Origin of the sequence: Sinorhizobium prairiense (assembly GCF_029201645.2) — a bacterium.
In the GTDB taxonomy this organism is placed as follows: Bacteria; Pseudomonadota; Alphaproteobacteria; order Rhizobiales; family Rhizobiaceae; genus Sinorhizobium; species Sinorhizobium meliloti_A.
Genome location: NZ_CP104133.1, coordinates 47,829 through 64,887, shown reverse-complemented (window position 1 = coordinate 64,887; position 17,059 = coordinate 47,829). Strand labels below are relative to the sequence as shown.

Annotated in this window: 15 protein-coding genes; 10 read left to right on the top strand and 5 right to left on the bottom strand. The window is 63.9% G+C overall.

The annotated features are described in order from the left end of the window. Nucleotide 1: 1 nt before the first annotated feature. A complete protein-coding gene (locus N0Q91_RS23620) occupies nt 2-1,006 on the bottom strand; it encodes a polysaccharide deacetylase family protein (RefSeq protein ID WP_275599251.1) in 1,005 nt (334 codons plus the stop codon). A 160-nt stretch (nt 1,007-1,166) separates the two neighbouring features. Here N0Q91_RS23620 and N0Q91_RS23615 point away from each other — a divergent pair, with 160 nt between their 5' ends. The 5 genes from N0Q91_RS23615 to N0Q91_RS23595 all read left to right on the top strand — a co-directional run bounded on the left by N0Q91_RS23615 (nt 1,167) and on the right by N0Q91_RS23595 (nt 4,943). Next, on the top strand, nt 1,167-1,751 hold the full coding sequence (locus N0Q91_RS23615; protein WP_275599250.1) for an NnrU family protein: 585 nt from the start codon (nt 1,167-1,169) through the stop codon (nt 1,749-1,751). Between the two features lie 86 nt (nt 1,752-1,837). Further along, nucleotides 1,838-2,506: a tetratricopeptide repeat protein gene (locus tag N0Q91_RS23610; protein WP_275599249.1), complete on the top strand. Its 669-nt coding sequence runs from the start codon at nt 1,838-1,840 to the stop codon at nt 2,504-2,506. A 46-nt stretch (nt 2,507-2,552) separates the two neighbouring features. Further along, entirely contained in the window at nt 2,553-2,696 is a 144-nt protein-coding gene (locus N0Q91_RS23605; protein WP_275599248.1) for a hypothetical protein, read from the top strand. Between the two features lie 36 nt (nt 2,697-2,732). Next, on the top strand, nt 2,733-4,163 hold the full coding sequence (gene der, locus N0Q91_RS23600; RefSeq protein ID WP_275599247.1) for a ribosome biogenesis GTPase Der: 1,431 nt from the start codon (nt 2,733-2,735) through the stop codon (nt 4,161-4,163). A gap of 324 nt (nt 4,164-4,487) precedes the next feature. Next, the gene (locus N0Q91_RS23595) at nt 4,488-4,943 is read left to right on the top strand and encodes an RrF2 family transcriptional regulator (protein WP_033047739.1); all 456 of its coding nucleotides are present in this window, start codon (nt 4,488-4,490) and stop codon (nt 4,941-4,943) included. Between the two features lie 72 nt (nt 4,944-5,015). On the opposite strand, the gene N0Q91_RS23590 is transcribed toward N0Q91_RS23595, so the two are convergent. Then, nucleotides 5,016-6,212: an SfnB family sulfur acquisition oxidoreductase gene (locus N0Q91_RS23590; RefSeq protein WP_275599246.1), complete on the bottom strand. Its 1,197-nt coding sequence runs from the start codon at nt 6,210-6,212 to the stop codon at nt 5,016-5,018. Between the two features lie 563 nt (nt 6,213-6,775). Here N0Q91_RS23590 and N0Q91_RS23585 point away from each other — a divergent pair. The 5 genes from N0Q91_RS23585 to N0Q91_RS23565 all read left to right on the top strand — a co-directional run bounded on the left by N0Q91_RS23585 (nt 6,776) and on the right by N0Q91_RS23565 (nt 12,931). Beyond that, on the top strand, nt 6,776-8,179 hold the full coding sequence (locus N0Q91_RS23585; protein ID WP_275599245.1) for an FAD/NAD(P)-binding protein: 1,404 nt from the start codon (nt 6,776-6,778) through the stop codon (nt 8,177-8,179). A 133-nt stretch (nt 8,180-8,312) separates the two neighbouring features. Beyond that, nucleotides 8,313-9,776 carry an FAD/NAD(P)-binding protein gene (locus tag N0Q91_RS23580; protein WP_275599728.1) on the top strand — a complete coding sequence of 488 codons (1,464 nt, stop codon included), beginning with the start codon at nt 8,313-8,315 and terminating at the stop codon, nt 9,774-9,776. A 177-nt stretch (nt 9,777-9,953) separates the two neighbouring features. Beyond that, entirely contained in the window at nt 9,954-11,321 is a 1,368-nt protein-coding gene (locus tag N0Q91_RS23575) for an NfeD family protein (protein WP_275599244.1), read from the top strand. Between the two features lie 75 nt (nt 11,322-11,396). Beyond that, on the top strand, nt 11,397-12,167 hold the full coding sequence (locus N0Q91_RS23570; RefSeq protein ID WP_100670122.1) for a slipin family protein: 771 nt from the start codon (nt 11,397-11,399) through the stop codon (nt 12,165-12,167). Between the two features lie 278 nt (nt 12,168-12,445). Continuing rightward, entirely contained in the window at nt 12,446-12,931 is a 486-nt protein-coding gene (locus tag N0Q91_RS23565; RefSeq protein WP_275599243.1) for an NUDIX hydrolase, read from the top strand. 24 nt (nt 12,932-12,955) lie between these two features. Here N0Q91_RS23565 and N0Q91_RS23560 read toward each other — a convergent pair whose 3' ends face one another. The 3 genes from N0Q91_RS23560 to nirD are packed head-to-tail and all read right to left on the bottom strand — an operon-like array spanning nt 12,956 to nt 17,056. Continuing rightward, nucleotides 12,956-14,086 (bottom strand): siroheme synthase family protein, encoded by a 1,131-nt coding sequence (locus tag N0Q91_RS23560; RefSeq protein ID WP_275599242.1) that lies wholly within the window; start codon nt 14,084-14,086, stop codon nt 12,956-12,958. Further along, complete coding sequence (locus N0Q91_RS23555) at nt 14,058-16,715, bottom strand: nitrate reductase (RefSeq protein WP_275599241.1); 2,658 nt, start codon at nt 16,713-16,715, stop codon at nt 14,058-14,060. Before N0Q91_RS23555 ends, N0Q91_RS23560 begins: the two co-directional genes overlap by 29 nt. A gap of 2 nt (nt 16,716-16,717) precedes the next feature. Next, nucleotides 16,718-17,056 carry a nitrite reductase small subunit NirD gene (gene nirD / locus N0Q91_RS23550; RefSeq protein WP_100670125.1) on the bottom strand — a complete coding sequence of 113 codons (339 nt, stop codon included), beginning with the start codon at nt 17,054-17,056 and terminating at the stop codon, nt 16,718-16,720. Between the last annotated feature and the right edge of the window lie 3 nt (nt 17,057-17,059).

Here is a 17,059-nt window from a genome sequence, read left to right as displayed (position 1 = left end):
ATCAGAAGGCGGAGCGATCCGCCTTCTTTCTTGCAGCCTCGATAATCGGCAACGCCTCGGCATAGCTGACGCAGGCGACGTCCGGCTTGTTGCAGGTCTCCGAGAGAAAGCGATCGAGCGCCCGCCAATAGGCGCCGCCGTTCATCTCGACGAAGTGGAAGCCGAGCTGAAGAGGGATCCGCTCGCCTTCATATTCCTTCCAGAAGGCATTGCGGAACGCCGCAAGCGTCCGCTCCTCGAAGCGGACGCTGTCCTTTCTGTTCTCGACTCCCATCGAATGGCGGACGAAGAGATTGTAGTCCATGCCGATGACCGGCCGGTGGGAAGGGCCTTCGGGAATGAGCGGCAGGCCGAAGCGCGGCAGACCGTCGGCGAAGCTGGGCCAGCCGGGCCCTTTGGTGACGAGGCTCGCATCATAGCTGAAACCGAACGCTTCGAGTGCAGGCACCAGGCCGTCGCTGAGTGACAGGTAGGGGGCGCGAAAGCCCTTTATGCCGTTCTTCGCGAAATCGGCCCAGCCTTCCGGCTCGGCTTCCGGCTTGCCGGCCCTCTTCCAGGCTTCGGCGAGCGCCGCGCGGAACGCTGAAAACTCCCGCTCCCAATCGGCCTTGCTCCAGCCTTTGCCGTCGAAATGGCCGCAGGCGTGGCTGCCGAGGTCGTGGCCATCGCGATGCGCCTGCCAGATATGGCCGACGCGGATCGCGATTTCTTCGCGGCTCTGTGCGAAGCCGACATTCGAACGTCCCTGCTTCTGTCCGGGCGCCCGGTAGATCTGCTTCCCGTCGGCCTTCGTCATCAGGAAGGTGCAGGAGAGGAAATAGGTGAAATGCGCTCCCGTTCGCCTTGCCATGGCAAGGCTTTTCTCCCAAAGCGCATTGTCGTGCGCGCCGTCGAAGGAGATGACGACGAGCTGTTTGCCGTCCGGCGACGGGGGTGCCGGCGGCGGATCGGCGAGGGCGAGAGCGGGAAAAAGAGCGAGTGATAAAGCCAGGAAAATACGAATCATGTTTCAACTGTGACGTTTGGTTTCGTCGCAGTTGTCCGGAAATTGCGGCAATCCTTTGATTGGGCTGGAAAACAGGCGCTATCGAAGGTAGTGCGTAGTCAGGTGGATCGGCAAAGCTCGGCGCTGTAGCGGTCCGACATTCTCGAACAAGCGGTGACCCATGGCCATACTCGTTCTCGGCATCATCATATTTCTCGGCATGCACCTCGTCCGCGTGGTTGCGCCCGGCTTTCGTGCCGGCATTATCGAAAGCCGCGGCAAGGGCACTTGGATGGCGCTCTATACGATCGTCAGCCTCGTCGGCCTCTGTCTGATCATCTACGGTTTTGGTCAGGCGCGTGGCGAAACGGGCATGCTCTACGATCCGCCGATATTCCTGCGCCATATCGCCCTTCTGCTGATGCTCGTCGCCTTCATCGTGCTTGCCGCCGGCTTCCTGCCGGCGGGCCGCATCGCCGTCGCGCTCAAGCATCCGCAGGTCCTCTCGATCAAGATATGGGCGCTGGCGCACCTCCTTGCGAATGGCGAGACGTCCTCGGTCCTGCTTTTCGGTTCCTTTCTCGTCTGGGCGGTGATCCTGCGCATCTCGTTGAAACGGCGCGAGCGCGCCGGTGAGAAGGTGCTTCCCGTGTTTAAATCGACGCGCAACGACGTATTGGCGGTTCTTATCGGCCTCGTCGCCTTTGTGCTCTTCGTCTGGAAGCTGCATGAACTTCTGATAGGCGTTCAGCCGGTCGTTCTCTAAATGTCGATCTCCCCCTTACATCAGGCGTAAAATCGGGTAGAACGCGCCAACTTCTTCACATCAGGGCCGGGCGGCCGGGACGGGACATGGTAAACCAGGACGACAGCTTTATCCGCGAGGTCAATGACGAACTCCGTTCGGACCAGATGAAGGCCGTCTGGACGCGCTTCGGCGGTATCATCATCGGGATTGCCGTTCTGATCGTGCTCGGCACCGTCGGCAAGGTCGGATACGATTATTGGCAGGAGGCCTCCTCGTCGCAATCGGGCGACACCTTCCTCGCGGCGCTCAACCTTGCCCGGGAGAACAAGTCGGACGAGGCGCTCGCCGCTCTGAGCGAGCTCGAAAAGGACGGTTACGGATCCTATCCGGTTCTGGCGCAGTTGCGCGTTGCGACGCTGCAGGCGCAAAAGGGTGAAACGGATGCGGCAGTCGCGGCGTTCTCCGAAATCGGCAGGGATACGCGTATTCCGGCCGCGCTTCGCGATGCGGCGCGGCTGCGTGCGGCCTATCTGCTTATCGACGCAGGAACCTACGAGCAGGTGTCCTCTGAGGTCGAGCAACTGGCCGTTCCGCAGAACGCCATGCGTCATTCGGCGCGCGAGGCGCTCGGCCTTTCGGCCTACAAGGCCGGTGACTATACCAAGGCGAAGAGCTGGTTCCAGCAGATCGTCGACGATGCGCAAAGCCCGCGCGGCATCATGAATCGGGCGCAGATGCTGCTGGATGTGATCGCGTCGACAGGCAAGGCCTGACGCAGGCATGTCGCCCAAAAGTGCGCAGCGGTTTTGGGATAACGACATGCACAAGAAAAGCATGTCGCCCAAAAGTGCGCAGCGGTTTTGGGGTGACGACATGCACAAGAAAAGCATGTCGCCCAAAAGTGCGCAGCGGTTTTGGGATAACGACATGCACAAAAACAGAAACTTAAAGCGCGTCGCGTGATCACTGAACGCGAGGCGCTTTAGCACGGATGTCAAGATGACCTTCACCGTCGCCATTATCGGGCGCCCCAATGTCGGCAAGTCCACCTTGTTCAACCGCCTGGTTGGCAAGAAGCTGGCGCTCGTCGACGATACGCCGGGGGTTACCCGCGACCGGCGTCCGGGCGACGCGAAGCTGGTCGACCTCAAGTTCCGCATCATCGATACGGCCGGTCTCGAGGAATCGTCACCAGACAGCCTCCAGGGGCGGATGTGGGCGCAGACGGAGGCGGCCATCGACGAGGCGGATCTCTCGCTCTTCGTCGTCGATGCCAAGGCCGGCCTGACGCCGGCAGATCAAACGCTCGGCGAAATGTTGCGCCGCCGGGGCAAACCCGTCGTCGTCGTCGCCAACAAGTCCGAGGCCCGGGGCTCCGAAGGCGGTTTCTACGACGCCTTCACGCTCGGCCTCGGCGAACCCTGCCCGATCTCGGCCGAACACGGCCAGGGCATGCTCGACCTGCGTGACGCGATCGTCGCCGCACTCGGCGAGGAGAGGGCGTTCCCGCCGGCGGAAGACGTTGCCGAGACGAATGTGGATATCCGCCCCGTTGCCGGTGAAGGTACCGAGGACGAGGAGGTCGAGCCCGCCTATGACGAGACCAAGCCGCTTCGGGTGGCGATCGTGGGCCGGCCGAATGCCGGAAAATCGACTCTGATCAACCGGTTCCTTGGCGAAGACCGGCTGCTGACGGGGCCGGAGGCGGGCATTACCCGCGACTCCATCTCTGTCGAATGGGACTGGCGCGGCCGCACCATAAAGATGTTCGATACGGCCGGCATGCGCCGCAAGGCGAAGGTTCAGGAGAAGCTCGAAAAGCTTTCGGTTGCGGATGCGCTGCGGGCGATCCGCTTCGCCGAGACCGTCGTCATCGTCTTCGACGCCACGATCCCTTTCGAGAAGCAGGACCTGCAGATCGTCGATCTGGTGCTGCGCGAGGGGCGTGCAGCCGTGCTTGCCTTCAACAAATGGGATCTGGTCGAGAACTGGCAGGCACTGCTTGTAGATTTGCGCGAAAAGACCGAGCGGCTGTTGCCGCAGGCGCGCGGCATCCGTGCAGTGCCGATTTCCGGGCACACCGGCTACGGCCTCGACCGGCTGATGCAGGCCATCATCGAAACGGACAAGGTCTGGAACCGGCGCATCTCCACGGCGCGCCTCAACCGGTGGCTGGAAACGCAGCAGGTGCAGCATCCCCCGCCGGCCGTCTCGGGCCGCCGCCTCAAGCTCAAATACATGACGCAGGTCAAGGCGCGGCCACCGGGTTTCATGATTTCCTGTACACGGCCCGAGGCGGTGCCGGAGTCCTACACCCGCTACCTCATCAACGGCTTGCGAAACGACTTCGACCTGCCGGGCGTGCCGATCCGCGTGCATTTCCGCGCGTCGGAGAATCCTTTCGAGTCGAAGGCACGCAAAAGGCGCTGAGAGCTCCGGCGGCAGCAAAAGAACTCACGATTCGTTTCGCACTGCGGCGTTTTTTGATGCCATCTACCGCTCTAATAGAGTAAATCTATGTAGCAGGTGAATTGATTTCCTTGCCGCCAAATTAGGCTTGATCTATAACTGAATCCTAGTATGCCGAAGTTGGCGAGCCGTGGCAGATTGGCTCGGCAGGCTGGGAAACGGCACTTGGCTCTGCGAGAATTGGACGATCCGCGTCGTCGGGATCGATGTGTCTGGGGCGCGGTCGCGGATGAAGATCGCGTTCTTTTCTCGTTTGCCGCGATCCGTCTCGAAAGCGATGTTCTCATGCTGACAAAAAAAGGAAAGTACGGTTTGAAGGCGATGGTCGATCTTGCCCAGCTTCAGCCGGGCGAAACGGCTTTCATCACGGAAATCGCCGTTCGCAACAACTTGCCGAAGAAGTTTCTCGACACGATCATGCTCGAACTCAGGAATGCCGGCTTTCTTCGCTCGAAGAAAGGCCCCGGCGGCGGCTACGCGCTGGCGCGGCCCGCATCCGAGATCCGCGTCGGTCAGGTGATCCGCACGCTTGACGGGCCGCTGGCGCCGATCCGTTGTGCGAGCCGCACCGCCTATGAAGTCTGCGATGACTGTTCGGACCCGGAAACCTGTCACGTGCGCCGTTCGATGATCGTCGTGCGCGATGCCGTGGCCGACATTCTCGACAACATGACGCTCGCGCAATTTGCAGCAAGCGAGAGAGAGGCCGCCGTAGCGCCGCTTCTCAGCGAAGCGGGCTGAGCGCGGAGGGTGCGGTCCCCCCGCGGCAGACTTAGGTGTACGTCCGTTCCTCATCAATGCGAGCGTTCATCCTCACAGTGATCCGCTGCGCGGCTTTACGCCCTTCAGGTGGTAGTTGCCGACAAGGTGATGTTTCCAGCGCACCGGGTCCTGCAGCGTGTGAGCGCGGGCGTTCCGCCAATAACGGTCGAGATTGAGCGCAACTTTCGCAGAGGCGGAGCCGGCGAGATCGAAAAGCGCATTGGCTGCCTCCAGCGCGGCCGCGGCGGCAAGGACCTTGGCGGCGGTAACCGAGAGGCTGGCTTCGACCGCGTGTTCCTCGGTCGGATCGACCTGAGCGGTATCGACCTTGCGACCGGCATGCTCGATGAGCGCGGTGGCGGCCTCGATGCGTATTGCGACTTCGCCGACCCTTGCGATCGTCAAAGCATCCTCCGATGCCCGCTCCAGCACATCGCTCTTGGCTGCTGCCGCGTTTCGGACGAGATCGAGGGTCTCTCGGAACGCCGCCCGCGCGATACCGAGATCGACGCCGGCATGGATGATCTCGCCGACGGAACCGATCGTATTCGGTCGCTCGAAGCCGCGGTGATGCGGCACGACAGAACCGAGATCCACATGAACGTCCTCAAGGACCACGGTGCCGCTGCCGGTGACGCGCTGCCCGAAACTGTCCCAGTCGTCGATGATCCGGACGCCGTCCATCGCGCGCGGAACGAACGACATGGTCATGCGGTCGGCGGGATCGAGCGCGGAGATGGCGAGCCAGTCGGCGAAGAGAGCGCCCGTGGAATTTTGCTTCCGGCCGTTGATCCGGTACCCGGCGCCATTCCCGGTGATCCGGGTTTTGTCGTCGCCGCTTTCCGAAAGTGCGCTGCCGAAGCGGTCGCCTGCCATGGCGCGCCCGAAGAAGAACCGCTTCTGTTCTTCGGTGGCATGCTGACGCAGCGCCTCGAGGACGTAAAAGTGGCCTTGCGGGATCTGACCAATGGAGCTGTCGGCCTCCGCTAGGATCGCGGTTATCTCGGCAAGCACGACGTTGGAGACGTCGATGCCCTCGTATTCCGATGGAATGCTGATCGCCAGCAGTCCCGATTGGGCCAACTGGTCGAGTTCGTCGTGAGGAAGGACGCGCTCCAGGTCGCGCTCGATGGCGCGGTCGGAGAACCGGAGTGCGAGCTCCCTTGCAATCGCCAGGGCCTCTTCCTCGCTCTCGATGCGGTGCGGCGTCGGCTTGGTCTTTCCGGCGAATTGCGAGATGTTCCCCATCCTTGTCCCTCCGTGGAGCATTGCCGCCGCCCTTTAGTATGGAGCAGGCGCTATTTTCTTCCAGTCCCTCCCGGAGGCGGTCGCGCAGGTGGACGCCCGGTAGGGGAATCGCTTTGGAATGAAAATTTCCCAGGTAGAATCAATGGGTTGTCCGTGACGACGGCGCGCTGTTGCGGTTACCTTTAGAAAAATAGCTTGCCGTGGGGTGCATTTGCAATAGAATACAAAAATTATAGACTACTTCCGAAAAGGATGACCGTCAGGCCGAAACGCTGCTGCATGTTTCTTACGTCGGAGCCGATTTGAGGGTACAACATGCAAGAACTGGAAGTCCTGCAGCGGTCATTGCGCGCATTAGGCGGTATTCGACCGGAGTTTTATTTCGCTTGAAGCGGGAGGGAGGCGGCGCAAGGCGTTCTTGGCTGGCGCGTCGTTCCGGAAAATCCCGACGGGCGAGCGGTATACGAGCCCGTGAAATTCACCAGAGCTTTTGTGTGTCTCGAAGTCCTGCTTAAGAGTTGCCCCGACCACGGAGCGACAGCCAGCTCGCGAAAGGAGCTCACATGACCGTTCGTGGATTGTTTGCCGGCAGGTCAGCGGCGGCCGCCTCGTCCTCGCAGCCGGAAATTGCGATCGTCGGCCGTGGATTTTCCGGCATCATGATGGCGATCGCGCTGATGAAGTCGATGCGGGGAACTTTTCACCTCACCATGTACGACCCGCATCCATCGATCAGCGGCGGCCAGGCCTTTTCCGCGGCGCAGCGCTGCGAGATCCTCAACAGCCGGGTGCGCGACCTGTCGGTCGCGGCCGGCCAGCCCGACGATTTCAACGACTGGCTTTGCGCCAATGATGAGTTCCGAACAGCCGTTCCGGCGGCCATTCCCGGCTTTCGGCAGATTTTCGTGCCGAAAGGCATCTTCAGCGACTACGTGCATCAACGCTTTTCCGAGGCGCTTGCCCGACGTTCCGACATCACGGTGAGGTTTTCCCACCAGCAGGTCACAGGCTTGCGCAAACTCGCAAGCGGTCGCTTCAGTCTTGTGCGTGACGGCGGACATGACGCATGCGACATCGTCATTCTTGCAACGGGCTTCGGCGTGCATCCGCGCGACCTCGAGGTTTCTGACGAGGAGCGACCGCTTGTGCGGACGCGCCGCCTCGTCGACCCGCGCCACGCGGTCCTGCTCGGCAGCGGCATTCGCGTGGTCGACCAGCTTTTCCAGATGCGCGATAACGGTTATGCGGGAGAAATCACGCTCGTTTCGCGCCACGGCTTCCTGCCGCAGGCGCATACGCAGCTCGCAGCAGCCCCGAGTTTCCCGGTCGATCCGATGCCGCAGGGCCTGCGCCGGATCGTTCGGTTCGTGCGTCAGGCCTGCGCCGAAGCCGAAGCGAAGGGGCAAAGCTGGCAGTCGGCCATGAACGGCCTGCGCCGGCGGGCGCGCTCGCTCTGGCAATCGCTCTCGGCGCAGGAAAAGCGGCAGTTCAACCGCCACCTGCGGGCCATCTACGACAGCCACAGAAACCGCCTCCCGGCGGCTGTCCACGCGCGGCTGCAGCAGGAACTTGCCGAGGGGCGGACCGTGCTTCGCCGCGGGCGGGCGGGGCGGCGCCTGCCGGAAGGCATCATGGTGCGCTGGGCGGGTCGGCATGCCGAGGAACTGCTCAGGGCAGATCAGGTGATCGAATGCCGCTGTTCCGCCCCGGAGCTTGATACGCCCTTGCTCCGGAGTCTTTTTGCGGGTGGGCTTGCCGAACCCGATGAACTCGAGCTCGGCATCGCGGTCAGTCCGACGGGAGAAGTCTTGAGCCCGTCTGGACGCACGCCGAACCTCTTCGCGATCGGTCCGCTCGGATTGGGAAGCCTGCCCGACATCGACCTGGTACCTGAGATCGTCACCCAAACCTATGCGGCAGCACGGCTTATCGCGACAGGCAAGCGACTGGCGCTGAAGGCCGGATAGACACGACCTCGGCGGCCGGAATGGCGGCCGACGAATGCCGGTGATCCGGCCCGTTGCAGGCAGTAGCGGTCAGGGAAATGCAAACGGTAGACTCAACGACGACAGGGTCGTCGCTGCGCAGCAGGTCTTCGATATGACGGATGCCGTCGGCCATTACCTCACGCGCCCCACCGTCGCAATCATCGGCGGCGGCTTCACCGGTGCCGTGGTCGCGACGCACATGGCGCGGTCTCGCGCCATGGATGGCTGGCAGATTTCCGTCTTCGAGCCGCGGGAGCGGCTGGGATGCGGCCTTGCCTATGATACCGTGGAGCCCGCGCATCGCGTCAATGTCCCGGCCGCACGCATGAGCATCGATCCGGGCGATCCCGACCATTTCATGCGCTGGCTCGAGCTTCGGGGCGAACCGCGCGACGATCCCGAGGCGCTTGCCTGCGACGGCCATCTCTATCCCGCCCGGCAGCTCTTCGGCCGCTATGTCGCCGAGACGATCGCGCCGTTCCTGGAACATGGGCGCATCGCACACCATCGGGAGAGAGTGATCGCCGTCGAGCGTCAGGGAGCGGCCTGGACGGTTCGCGGCGACGGCGGGACGCTAAGCCGCGCCGACGTGCTGGTGGTGGCGACGACGCACCCGGCTCCGGAGGCTCCCGCAGGCGTAGGCGCCATCCTCACGGGGCACCCCCGCTACGTGCCGGATTCGACCGAGCCCGGCACGCTCGACAGAATCCGGGCCGGTGACCGCGTGCTGATCATCGGGACCGGGCTGACTTCGGCCGATGTGATCGCCACCCTGCGCAGAGGCGGGCATAAGGGGCCGATCACCGCCTTTTCCCGGCGCGGTCTGCGTTCTCGTGGACATTCCGACCGGGCGCAGGACCCCTATGGCGACTTCATCTCACGACCTTGGAGATCGGCCGCGGAGTTGCTCTCCCAGGTACGCCGGACGATCCGCGATGCGGAAGCGGAAGGCTTTACATGGCATGCGGTCCTCGATGCGCTCAGAGCACAAGGCGGTGAGATCTGGCGCAATCTGCCGATGAGCGAGCGGCGGCGGCTTGTCCGTCACGTGCGGCCTTTCTGGGATGTGCACCGCTTTCGTGTAGCTCCGCAAATCGATGCGGTCGTGAGCGCGGGGCTGAGGGACGGCGATATACGCGTCCTCGCCGGTTCGGTCGCTCATATGGCGCGCGTCGGCGAGAATGTCGCGGTCACTTTCCGGAGGCGGCGGGCTGGCGGAACGGAAGAAGGGGAATTCGACGCCGTGGTGATCACCACCGGCCCGGCGCACCGGTCGATCCTGCAAAGCCAATCCTGGCTGGATTCGCTCGGAGCCGCAGGTTATCTGCGCCCCGATACGGTTGGGCTGGGCCTCGCCTGCAGCGAAACGAGCAGGGCGCTCGACAGCGAAAACAGGGAGGTGGACGACCTCTTCGTCGCCGGTCCTCTCGCCCGCGGCACCTTTGGCGAACTTATGGGCCTGCCGCAGGTCAACGACCACGCCATTTTCGTGGCGGCGCAGATATCTGCGCTGGCGCAGGCGCGCCGAGTGCACCGGCGCGCGCGTCCGCGCTCGGCCGCGGCACCGGCCCGCTGACCGAGCGGCGACGCCGATGCAACTTCTGCGGCAGCATGCCTGCGGCATCGCTTACGCTTTCCGCGATTCTGCACTATATTAGGATGTGTCGATTTCGACGAAAGGTGGAGCGGGCGAGGTGGTTTGCAGCTATCCGCCTGCGCCCGCAGACGAGAAGCCGTGAGGTATCGACGGCGAATGGCCCGCATCCTCATCCTGTTGTTCAGTCTCCTGTCGGCCTTCGCATTTCCTGTCACGCCGGTGCCCGGAGCCGAGCGCACGGCAATCGTCCTGCACGTCAACGGAGCCATCAGTCCCGCCGCGGCAGAATATGTGACGCGCGGTCTTCAACAGGCCAGGGATCGCGGTGCCGCGCTGGTGGTCCTGCAGATGGACACGCCCGGCGGACTGGATACGTCGATGCGCGACATCATACGCGCCATCCTCGATTCGCCCGTGCCGGTCGCGAGTTTCGTCGCGCCCAGCGGAGCGCGGGCAGCAAGCGCCGGCACCTATATCCTTTATGCGAGCCATATTGCGGCCATGGCCCCGGGGACGAATCTGGGCGCGGCGACGCCGATCGCCATCGGCGGAGGACTGTTTGGCAATGACGAGCAGGAAGGCGAGGAAAAGACGGGCAAGCCCGACGAGCCCGAACCGCGCAAACCGGCCAATGCCGGTGAAGCGAAACTCATCAACGATGCGGTCGCCTATATCCGCGGCCTGGCGGAATTGCGCAACCGAAACGTCGATTGGGCGGAGCGGGCCGTGCGCGAGGCTGCGAGCCTTTCCTCCGCCGCAGCCGCGCGCGAGCAGGTCATCGACTTCACCGCCGTTAGCGTCGACGACCTTTTGAAGCAGGCCCACGGCCGCCCCGTCCGCATCGGCCAATCCGACGTTCGGCTCGATACGTCCGGGCTCGCCATAGAGGATCTTCCGCCGGATTGGCGGACGCGGCTGCTGTCGGTGATCACCAACCCGAACGTCGCCCTCCTCCTGATGATGGTCGGAATCTACGGGCTCATCTTCGAGTTTCTCGCGCCCGGCACAGTGGTGCCGGGTACAATCGGCGGCATCAGCCTCCTGCTCGGTCTCTACGCGCTTGCGGTGCTGCCGGTGAGCTATGCCGGCGTGGGCCTTATCCTCCTTGGGGCGGGACTGCTGGTGGCGGAGGCGCATGCGCCGTCATTCGGCGTGCTCGGCCTCGGCGGCACCGTGGCCCTGGTGCTGGGCGCTGCCATTCTCTTCGACACGGACATGCCCGGACTGCAGGTGTCCTGGCCTGCACTGAGCGGTATTGCGATAGCCAGTCTGGCGTTCAGCCTGCTGGTCGCGCGTCTCGCCCTTGTTTCGCGCCGGCACAGGGTCGCCACCGGCGCGGAAGAGATGATCGGCATTTCCGGCAAGGTCGACAGTTGGGCGGGAGCGGACGGCTACGTGATCGCCCACGGCGAGCGGTGGAGAGCCGTCAGCAGCGAACCGCTTGGACCGGGCGAGGACGTCATGGTCGTCGGCCGGGAGGGCCTCACGCTCAAGGTGGCGCGCAAACCGGCTGGAGCGGGATGATGAAAAGCATGCGCGGTTTTCCGCCCGCGTCCCGCACCAACTCCCCAATCGACCACGGGGAAAAGGAGACCGCTCATGACCTGGCTTGGAAATCTTGCGCCGTTTGTCGCCGCGCTCCTGTTCCTGCTGATCGTCATCGCCTTTGCGATCAGGATCCTCCGGGAATATGAACGCGGCGTGATCTTCACGCTCGGCCGTTTCACCGGCGTCAAGGGACCGGGGCTGATCCTGCTCCTCCCCTATGTGCAGCAGATGGTGCGCGTCGATCTCAGGACCCGTGTTCTCGACGTGCCCAGCCAGGACGTGATCTCGCGCGACAATGTTTCGGTGCGGGTCAGCGCTGTGATCTATTTCCGCGTCATTGACGCAGAGAAATCGACGATCCAGGTCGAGGATTTCATGGCCGCGACGAGCCAGCTCGCCCAGACGACGCTGAGATCCGTGCTGGGCAAACACGATCTGGACGAGATGCTGGCGGAGCGCGATCGTCTGAACGAGGACATTCAGAAGATCCTCGACGTGCAGACGGACGCATGGGGCATCAAGGTCGCTACCGTCGAGATCAAGCATGTCGACATCAACGAATCGATGATCCGGGCGATCGCCCGCCAGGCCGAGGCCGAACGCGAAAGGCGCGCCAAGGTGATCAATGCCGAGGGCGAGCAGCAGGCCGCTGCGAAACTGCTGGAGGCGGCAGAAATTCTCGCCCGGAAACCCCAGGCCATGCAGCTGCGCTATCTCAGCACCTTGAATGTCATCGCCGGCGAAAAGAACTCGACGATAATCTTCCCGTTCCCGATGGAGATCGCCGACATGCTGGCGACGAAGAAGGAGGGTTCCTCCTAAGGCCGGTTGAGATCAGACCCGCGGCGGCTTGTTTGATTTCCTCATTCCTGTGCTCGTCACAGGAATCCAGCCAGACCAAGTCCTTGGGCTGAAAGAAAGCTTCCCGCGCCGCAGACGCGGCGCTGCTCTCATCCCTGTGACAAGCTCAGAGGATGAGGCGAGGAGAGATTGCAGGTCGCTGTAGCACTTTGAGCTGCTGCATGCTTTTGTCCATTGATCGGCTACAATCAATGGACACATGGATTGGCGCTCGGTGCCGCTTCAGACAGAGGTCGAAAATGCCGAAGAGAAGTGCGGGCGTTCTGCTTTATCGATACGAGGCGAGTGACCTCCTTGTTCTGCTCGTCCATCCGGGCGGGCCATTCTGGATGAACCGGGATCTCGGCGCCTGGTCGATCCCGAAGGGTGAGTATGATGCCGATGAAGAGCCGGAAGCCGCTGCGCGCCGGGAGTTCCTCGAGGAGACCGGCATTGCGATAACGGGCCCCTTGGAGTTTCTCGGCGCGGAGCGCCAGAAGGGCGGCAAGCTCGTCACCGCCTATGCGCATGAGAGCGAATTCGACGTTGCCAGCCTGCGCAGCAACGTGTTCGAGACAGAGTGGCCGCCACGGAGCGGCAGGATGCAGGTCTTCCCGGAGGTCGACCGCGCCGGATGGTTCACGCTCGAAGAGGCGCGCGGCAAGATAAATGTTTCCCAACGCCCGTTCATCGATCGGCTGGAGGCTTCGCGGAACGCCAGCCGCTCCGCGGGTTCCGCCTCCTGAGCGGTTGCGTACGCCCGATCTGCATCAATGGGCAGCGCGCAGGCCCGGCTGCGAGACTTCCCTCCTGCGGAAGGCCACCTGGATTACGTCGGAACGGCAAGGTGCCGCCTCGACACCCGGCACGATCTCGACAGGAATTCCAAGGCTCTCAAGCGCTGCGATCTCCTCGACGGCACCGGCAAGCGCCATCGGGTTCCCGGACCGAAGGCGCACCACGCGTTTCCCTTCCCCGACGAGGGCCGCGATGTCTCTGCTATCCGTGGCGCTCGGCGCGACGGGGACGCGCCTTGCCTCCCGGCGCGCCAGTTCCAGGACGTCGTCAGGGATCCATTCGTCAAAGAGGATCACGTCGGCGGCTTGCAGGGCGCGAACCGCCTTCAAGGTGAGGAGTTCCGCGTCGCCGGGGCCGGCGCCGACGATGGTGACGCGGCCGATGGCGGAGGGGCGCGTGACCAGACGATCCACCTCCGCCATCAGCCGCGTCTCTACACCCTCCTCCGGTGTATCCAGAAAGACCCTGTCGACGAAGCGCTCCCAGAAGGCGCGGCGCGCGGCACCGGGTTTCAGGCGCGCGTTCACACGGTCGCGGATCGCCTGCGCCACCGTCGCCCACCGTTTGAGTGCCGGCGGCAGCAGGGCCTCGATCCGCCGGCGGATCGCCTGTGCCAGGATCGGTGCCGCGCCATCCGTCGAGATAGCAACGACCACGGGCGAGCGGTTCACGATCGATCCGAACTGAAACGCGCAGAAAGCCGGCTTGTCGATGACGTTGACGGGCACGCCGGCGCTCCGACCGGCTCGAAAGAATGCTTCTGCGTCGGCCTCGTCGTCGCAATCGGCAATGGCGATTGCGACATCGCGAAATACACCCTCATGCCACGCCTGGTCGTGGTGAACGAGCAAGCCGTGTTCATGCGCGGGCCCACGGGCGAGGAGTTCGAGGAAGAGATCGCTCAGCGACGTCCGCGGCGCGTAGACATGAACTTCCGCGCCGCAGGCCGCCAGCAGTTCGGCCTTCCAGGCGGCCGCATCGCTGCCGCCGGCGACAACGGCCCGTTTGCCGTTCAGGGGCCAGAAGAGCGGCAGCGTCGCGAGTGCGGTCACGCGCTGAGGCTTTTGGGCCGGATCACTCAGCAGCGAGGGTGAGGCAGCCATTTATGATCCCCCTGATCTCGGCGCGGCAGGAGCCGCAATTGGTGCCGGCGCTGAGCCTCTCGCCCACCGCTTCGACGCTATGGCAACCGTCGCGGACGGCCGCAGTGATCTGGTTGACTCCGACGCTGAAGCACGAGCAGACGGTCGCGCCCGGATCGGGCGTATCGGCGCCCGGGCGGCCGGCGGTGACCGCAAAGCGCTTGGCGAGGTTGTGGTGCGAAGCGCCGAGCTGCGATACCGCCCAGCTGCGCGCCGCGGCGACCGGCCGCGGAGAAAGGAACAGGCTGGCGAGCAGCCGGTCCCCTTCGAAAAAGGCTAGGCGAAGCTCGCCGGAGGTGCGGTCCGTATAGCCGATCGGTTCGATCTCTGCGGCGATCGCAAAAGTCTTCCGGCACCAGTCGAGCCAGTCGACATTCGTTTCGGCGAAGGCGAGTTCCACCCGCCACCCGCGCTCGGCTCTCGCGAGCGCCCAATAGGCGGCGTCGAGTTCCCTTGGTTTACGCGCCGAAACCGCGAAGCCATAGGCGGCAGCCGCAAAGCGGCTCGCGCGGACCGGCATGTTCTTCGACGCCGGCTGGCCGGAGACCGGGTCGGTTACCGGCGCAACCAGCGCATCGATCCGCGCCCTGGAGGCGAACTGGTCGTTCCAATGCATGGGCACGAAGAGATTGCCCTCCGCCTGCCGGTCGGTGACCAGCGCCCGGACGATCGCCGCGCCGTGCGGACTTTCCAGGGTGACGAGGTCGGCGTCGCTGATGCCGAGCGCCTGTGCGTCACGCGGATGAATCTCGACGAAGGGCTCGGCGAGATGACCGGACAGCCTGGCGCTCTTGCCCGTGCGCGTCATGGTATGCCAGTGGTCGCGCACCCGGCCGGTGTTGAGCGTGAAGAGGAAGGCATCGTCGGCGCTTCTTGGCCGTGGCACCTCGACGGCGACGAAGCGCGCGCGGCCATCCGGATGATAGAATTCGCCCTCGGCAAAGAACCGCCTCTCGTGCGGCGCACTGCCCTTGGGCTGCGGCCACTGAAACGGCTTCAGGCCGTCATAGGCAGGGCCTTCGATCTCCGCGTGGGCGCTGATGTCGAAGTCGCGGCGTCCGTCGTTTTCGAATCCCGAAAGCGAGGCATGCTCGGCGAAGATCTCGGCTGGTGAAACATGGGCGAAGGCCTCGGCGAAGCCCATGCGCCTGCCGACTGCGGCGAGTTGCCACCAGTCGGGCCGCGCTTCTCCGGGAGCTGCGAGAAAGGCGCGCTGACGCGAGATGCGGCGCTCGGAATTGGTGACGGTACCGTCCTTCTCGCCCCAGCCGAGCGAGGGCAGGAGCACGTGGGCGTGCCGGGCGGTGTCGGTGTCTCTCATGATGTCGGAGACGACTACGAAGGGACAGGCTTTGATCGCCGCTTCGACGGCATCGGCGTCGGGCATCGAGACGACCGGGTTGGTCGCCATGATCCACAGCGCCTTGATGCGCCCGTCGGCGACGGCGCGGAACATATCGACCGCCTTGAGGCCGGGCCCGTTCGCGACTGCCGGCGCGCCCCAGAAGCGCCGTACCTTGTCCCGGTGGAGTGATTTTTCGATGTCCATATGGGCGGCAAGCATATTTGCCAGCCCCCCGACCTCGCGCCCGCCCATCGCATTGGGCTGCCCGGTCAGCGAGAAGGGCCCCATGCCCGGCCGGCCGATGCGGCCGGTCGCAAGATGGCAGTTGATGATGGCGTTGACCTTGTCGGTACCGGTAGCGGACTGGTTAACCCCCTGGCTATAGCAGGTCACGACCTTTTCGGTCGTCTCGAAAAGACGGAAGAATGCGCGAAGCTGCGTCGGCGTCAGCCCGGTCGCCTTGGAGAGTGACGGGGGATCGAGCCTCGATGCGGCCGCGACGGCCTCGTCGAAGCCGCCCGTGTAATTCGAAACGTAGTTCCGGTCGACCGCACCGCTTGCGGCGAGATGGGCAAGCAGCCCGCTGAAGAGGGCGACGTCTCCGTCGGATGCGATCGCCAGATGCATGTCGGCGATGTCCGCCGTCATCGTGCGGCGGGGGTCGATGACGACGATCTTCATCTCCGGGCGGTTTGCCTTGGCTGCGGAGAGGCGTTGATAGAGCACCGGGTGGCACCAGGCGAGATTGGAGCCCGTCAGCACCACGAGATCGGCGAGTTCCAGGTCCTCGTAAACGCCCGGCACGGTGTCGGAACCGAAGGCCCGGCGGTGGCCCGCGACGGAGGAGGACATGCAGAGCCGGGAGTTGGTATCGATATTCGCCGAGCCGATGAAACCCTTCATCAACTTGTTGGCGATGTAATAGTCCTCCGTCAGCAATTGTCCCGAGACGTAGAAGGCAACCGAATCGGGACCGTGATTGGCGATACTGTGCGAAAAGCGTTCGGCAACGAGATCGAGCGCCTCGCTCCAGCCTGCGCGACGGCCGCCGATTTCCGGGTGAAGGAGGCGGCCGTCGAGATCGAGGGTCTCGGCGAGTGCCGACCCTTTCGAACAGAGCCTGCCGAAATTGGCCGGATGTTCCGGATCGCCCTTGACGCTCACTGCACCGTCATCATCCACGCGGGCAATGACACCGCAGCCGACACCGCAATAGGGACAGGTGGTCTTGACCTCTTGCGCCATGCTTATTCCGCCGCTGCCAGAGAGAGGCTCTCAAGAGCGACGAACAGCGCGCCATTGTCGTTGCGGATGGGGATCGTGCGCACCTCGCCCTCGTCGGCGCCGAGCGCCTTGCCGGTCTCGAGCGAGATCACCCAGTTGTGCAGCGGGCAGGTGACGGCCGTGCCGTGCACGATGCCCTGGGAAAGAGGGCCCCCTTTATGCGGGCAATGGTCCTCGATCGCAAAGACCTCGTTCTCGGCGGTCCGGAAGACGGCGATCTTGCCGTTGGGCGTCCTGACGCAGCGGGCTCCACGCAGCGGGATGTCGTTGATGTCGCCGATTGCAATCCAGTTCATCTTCATCGG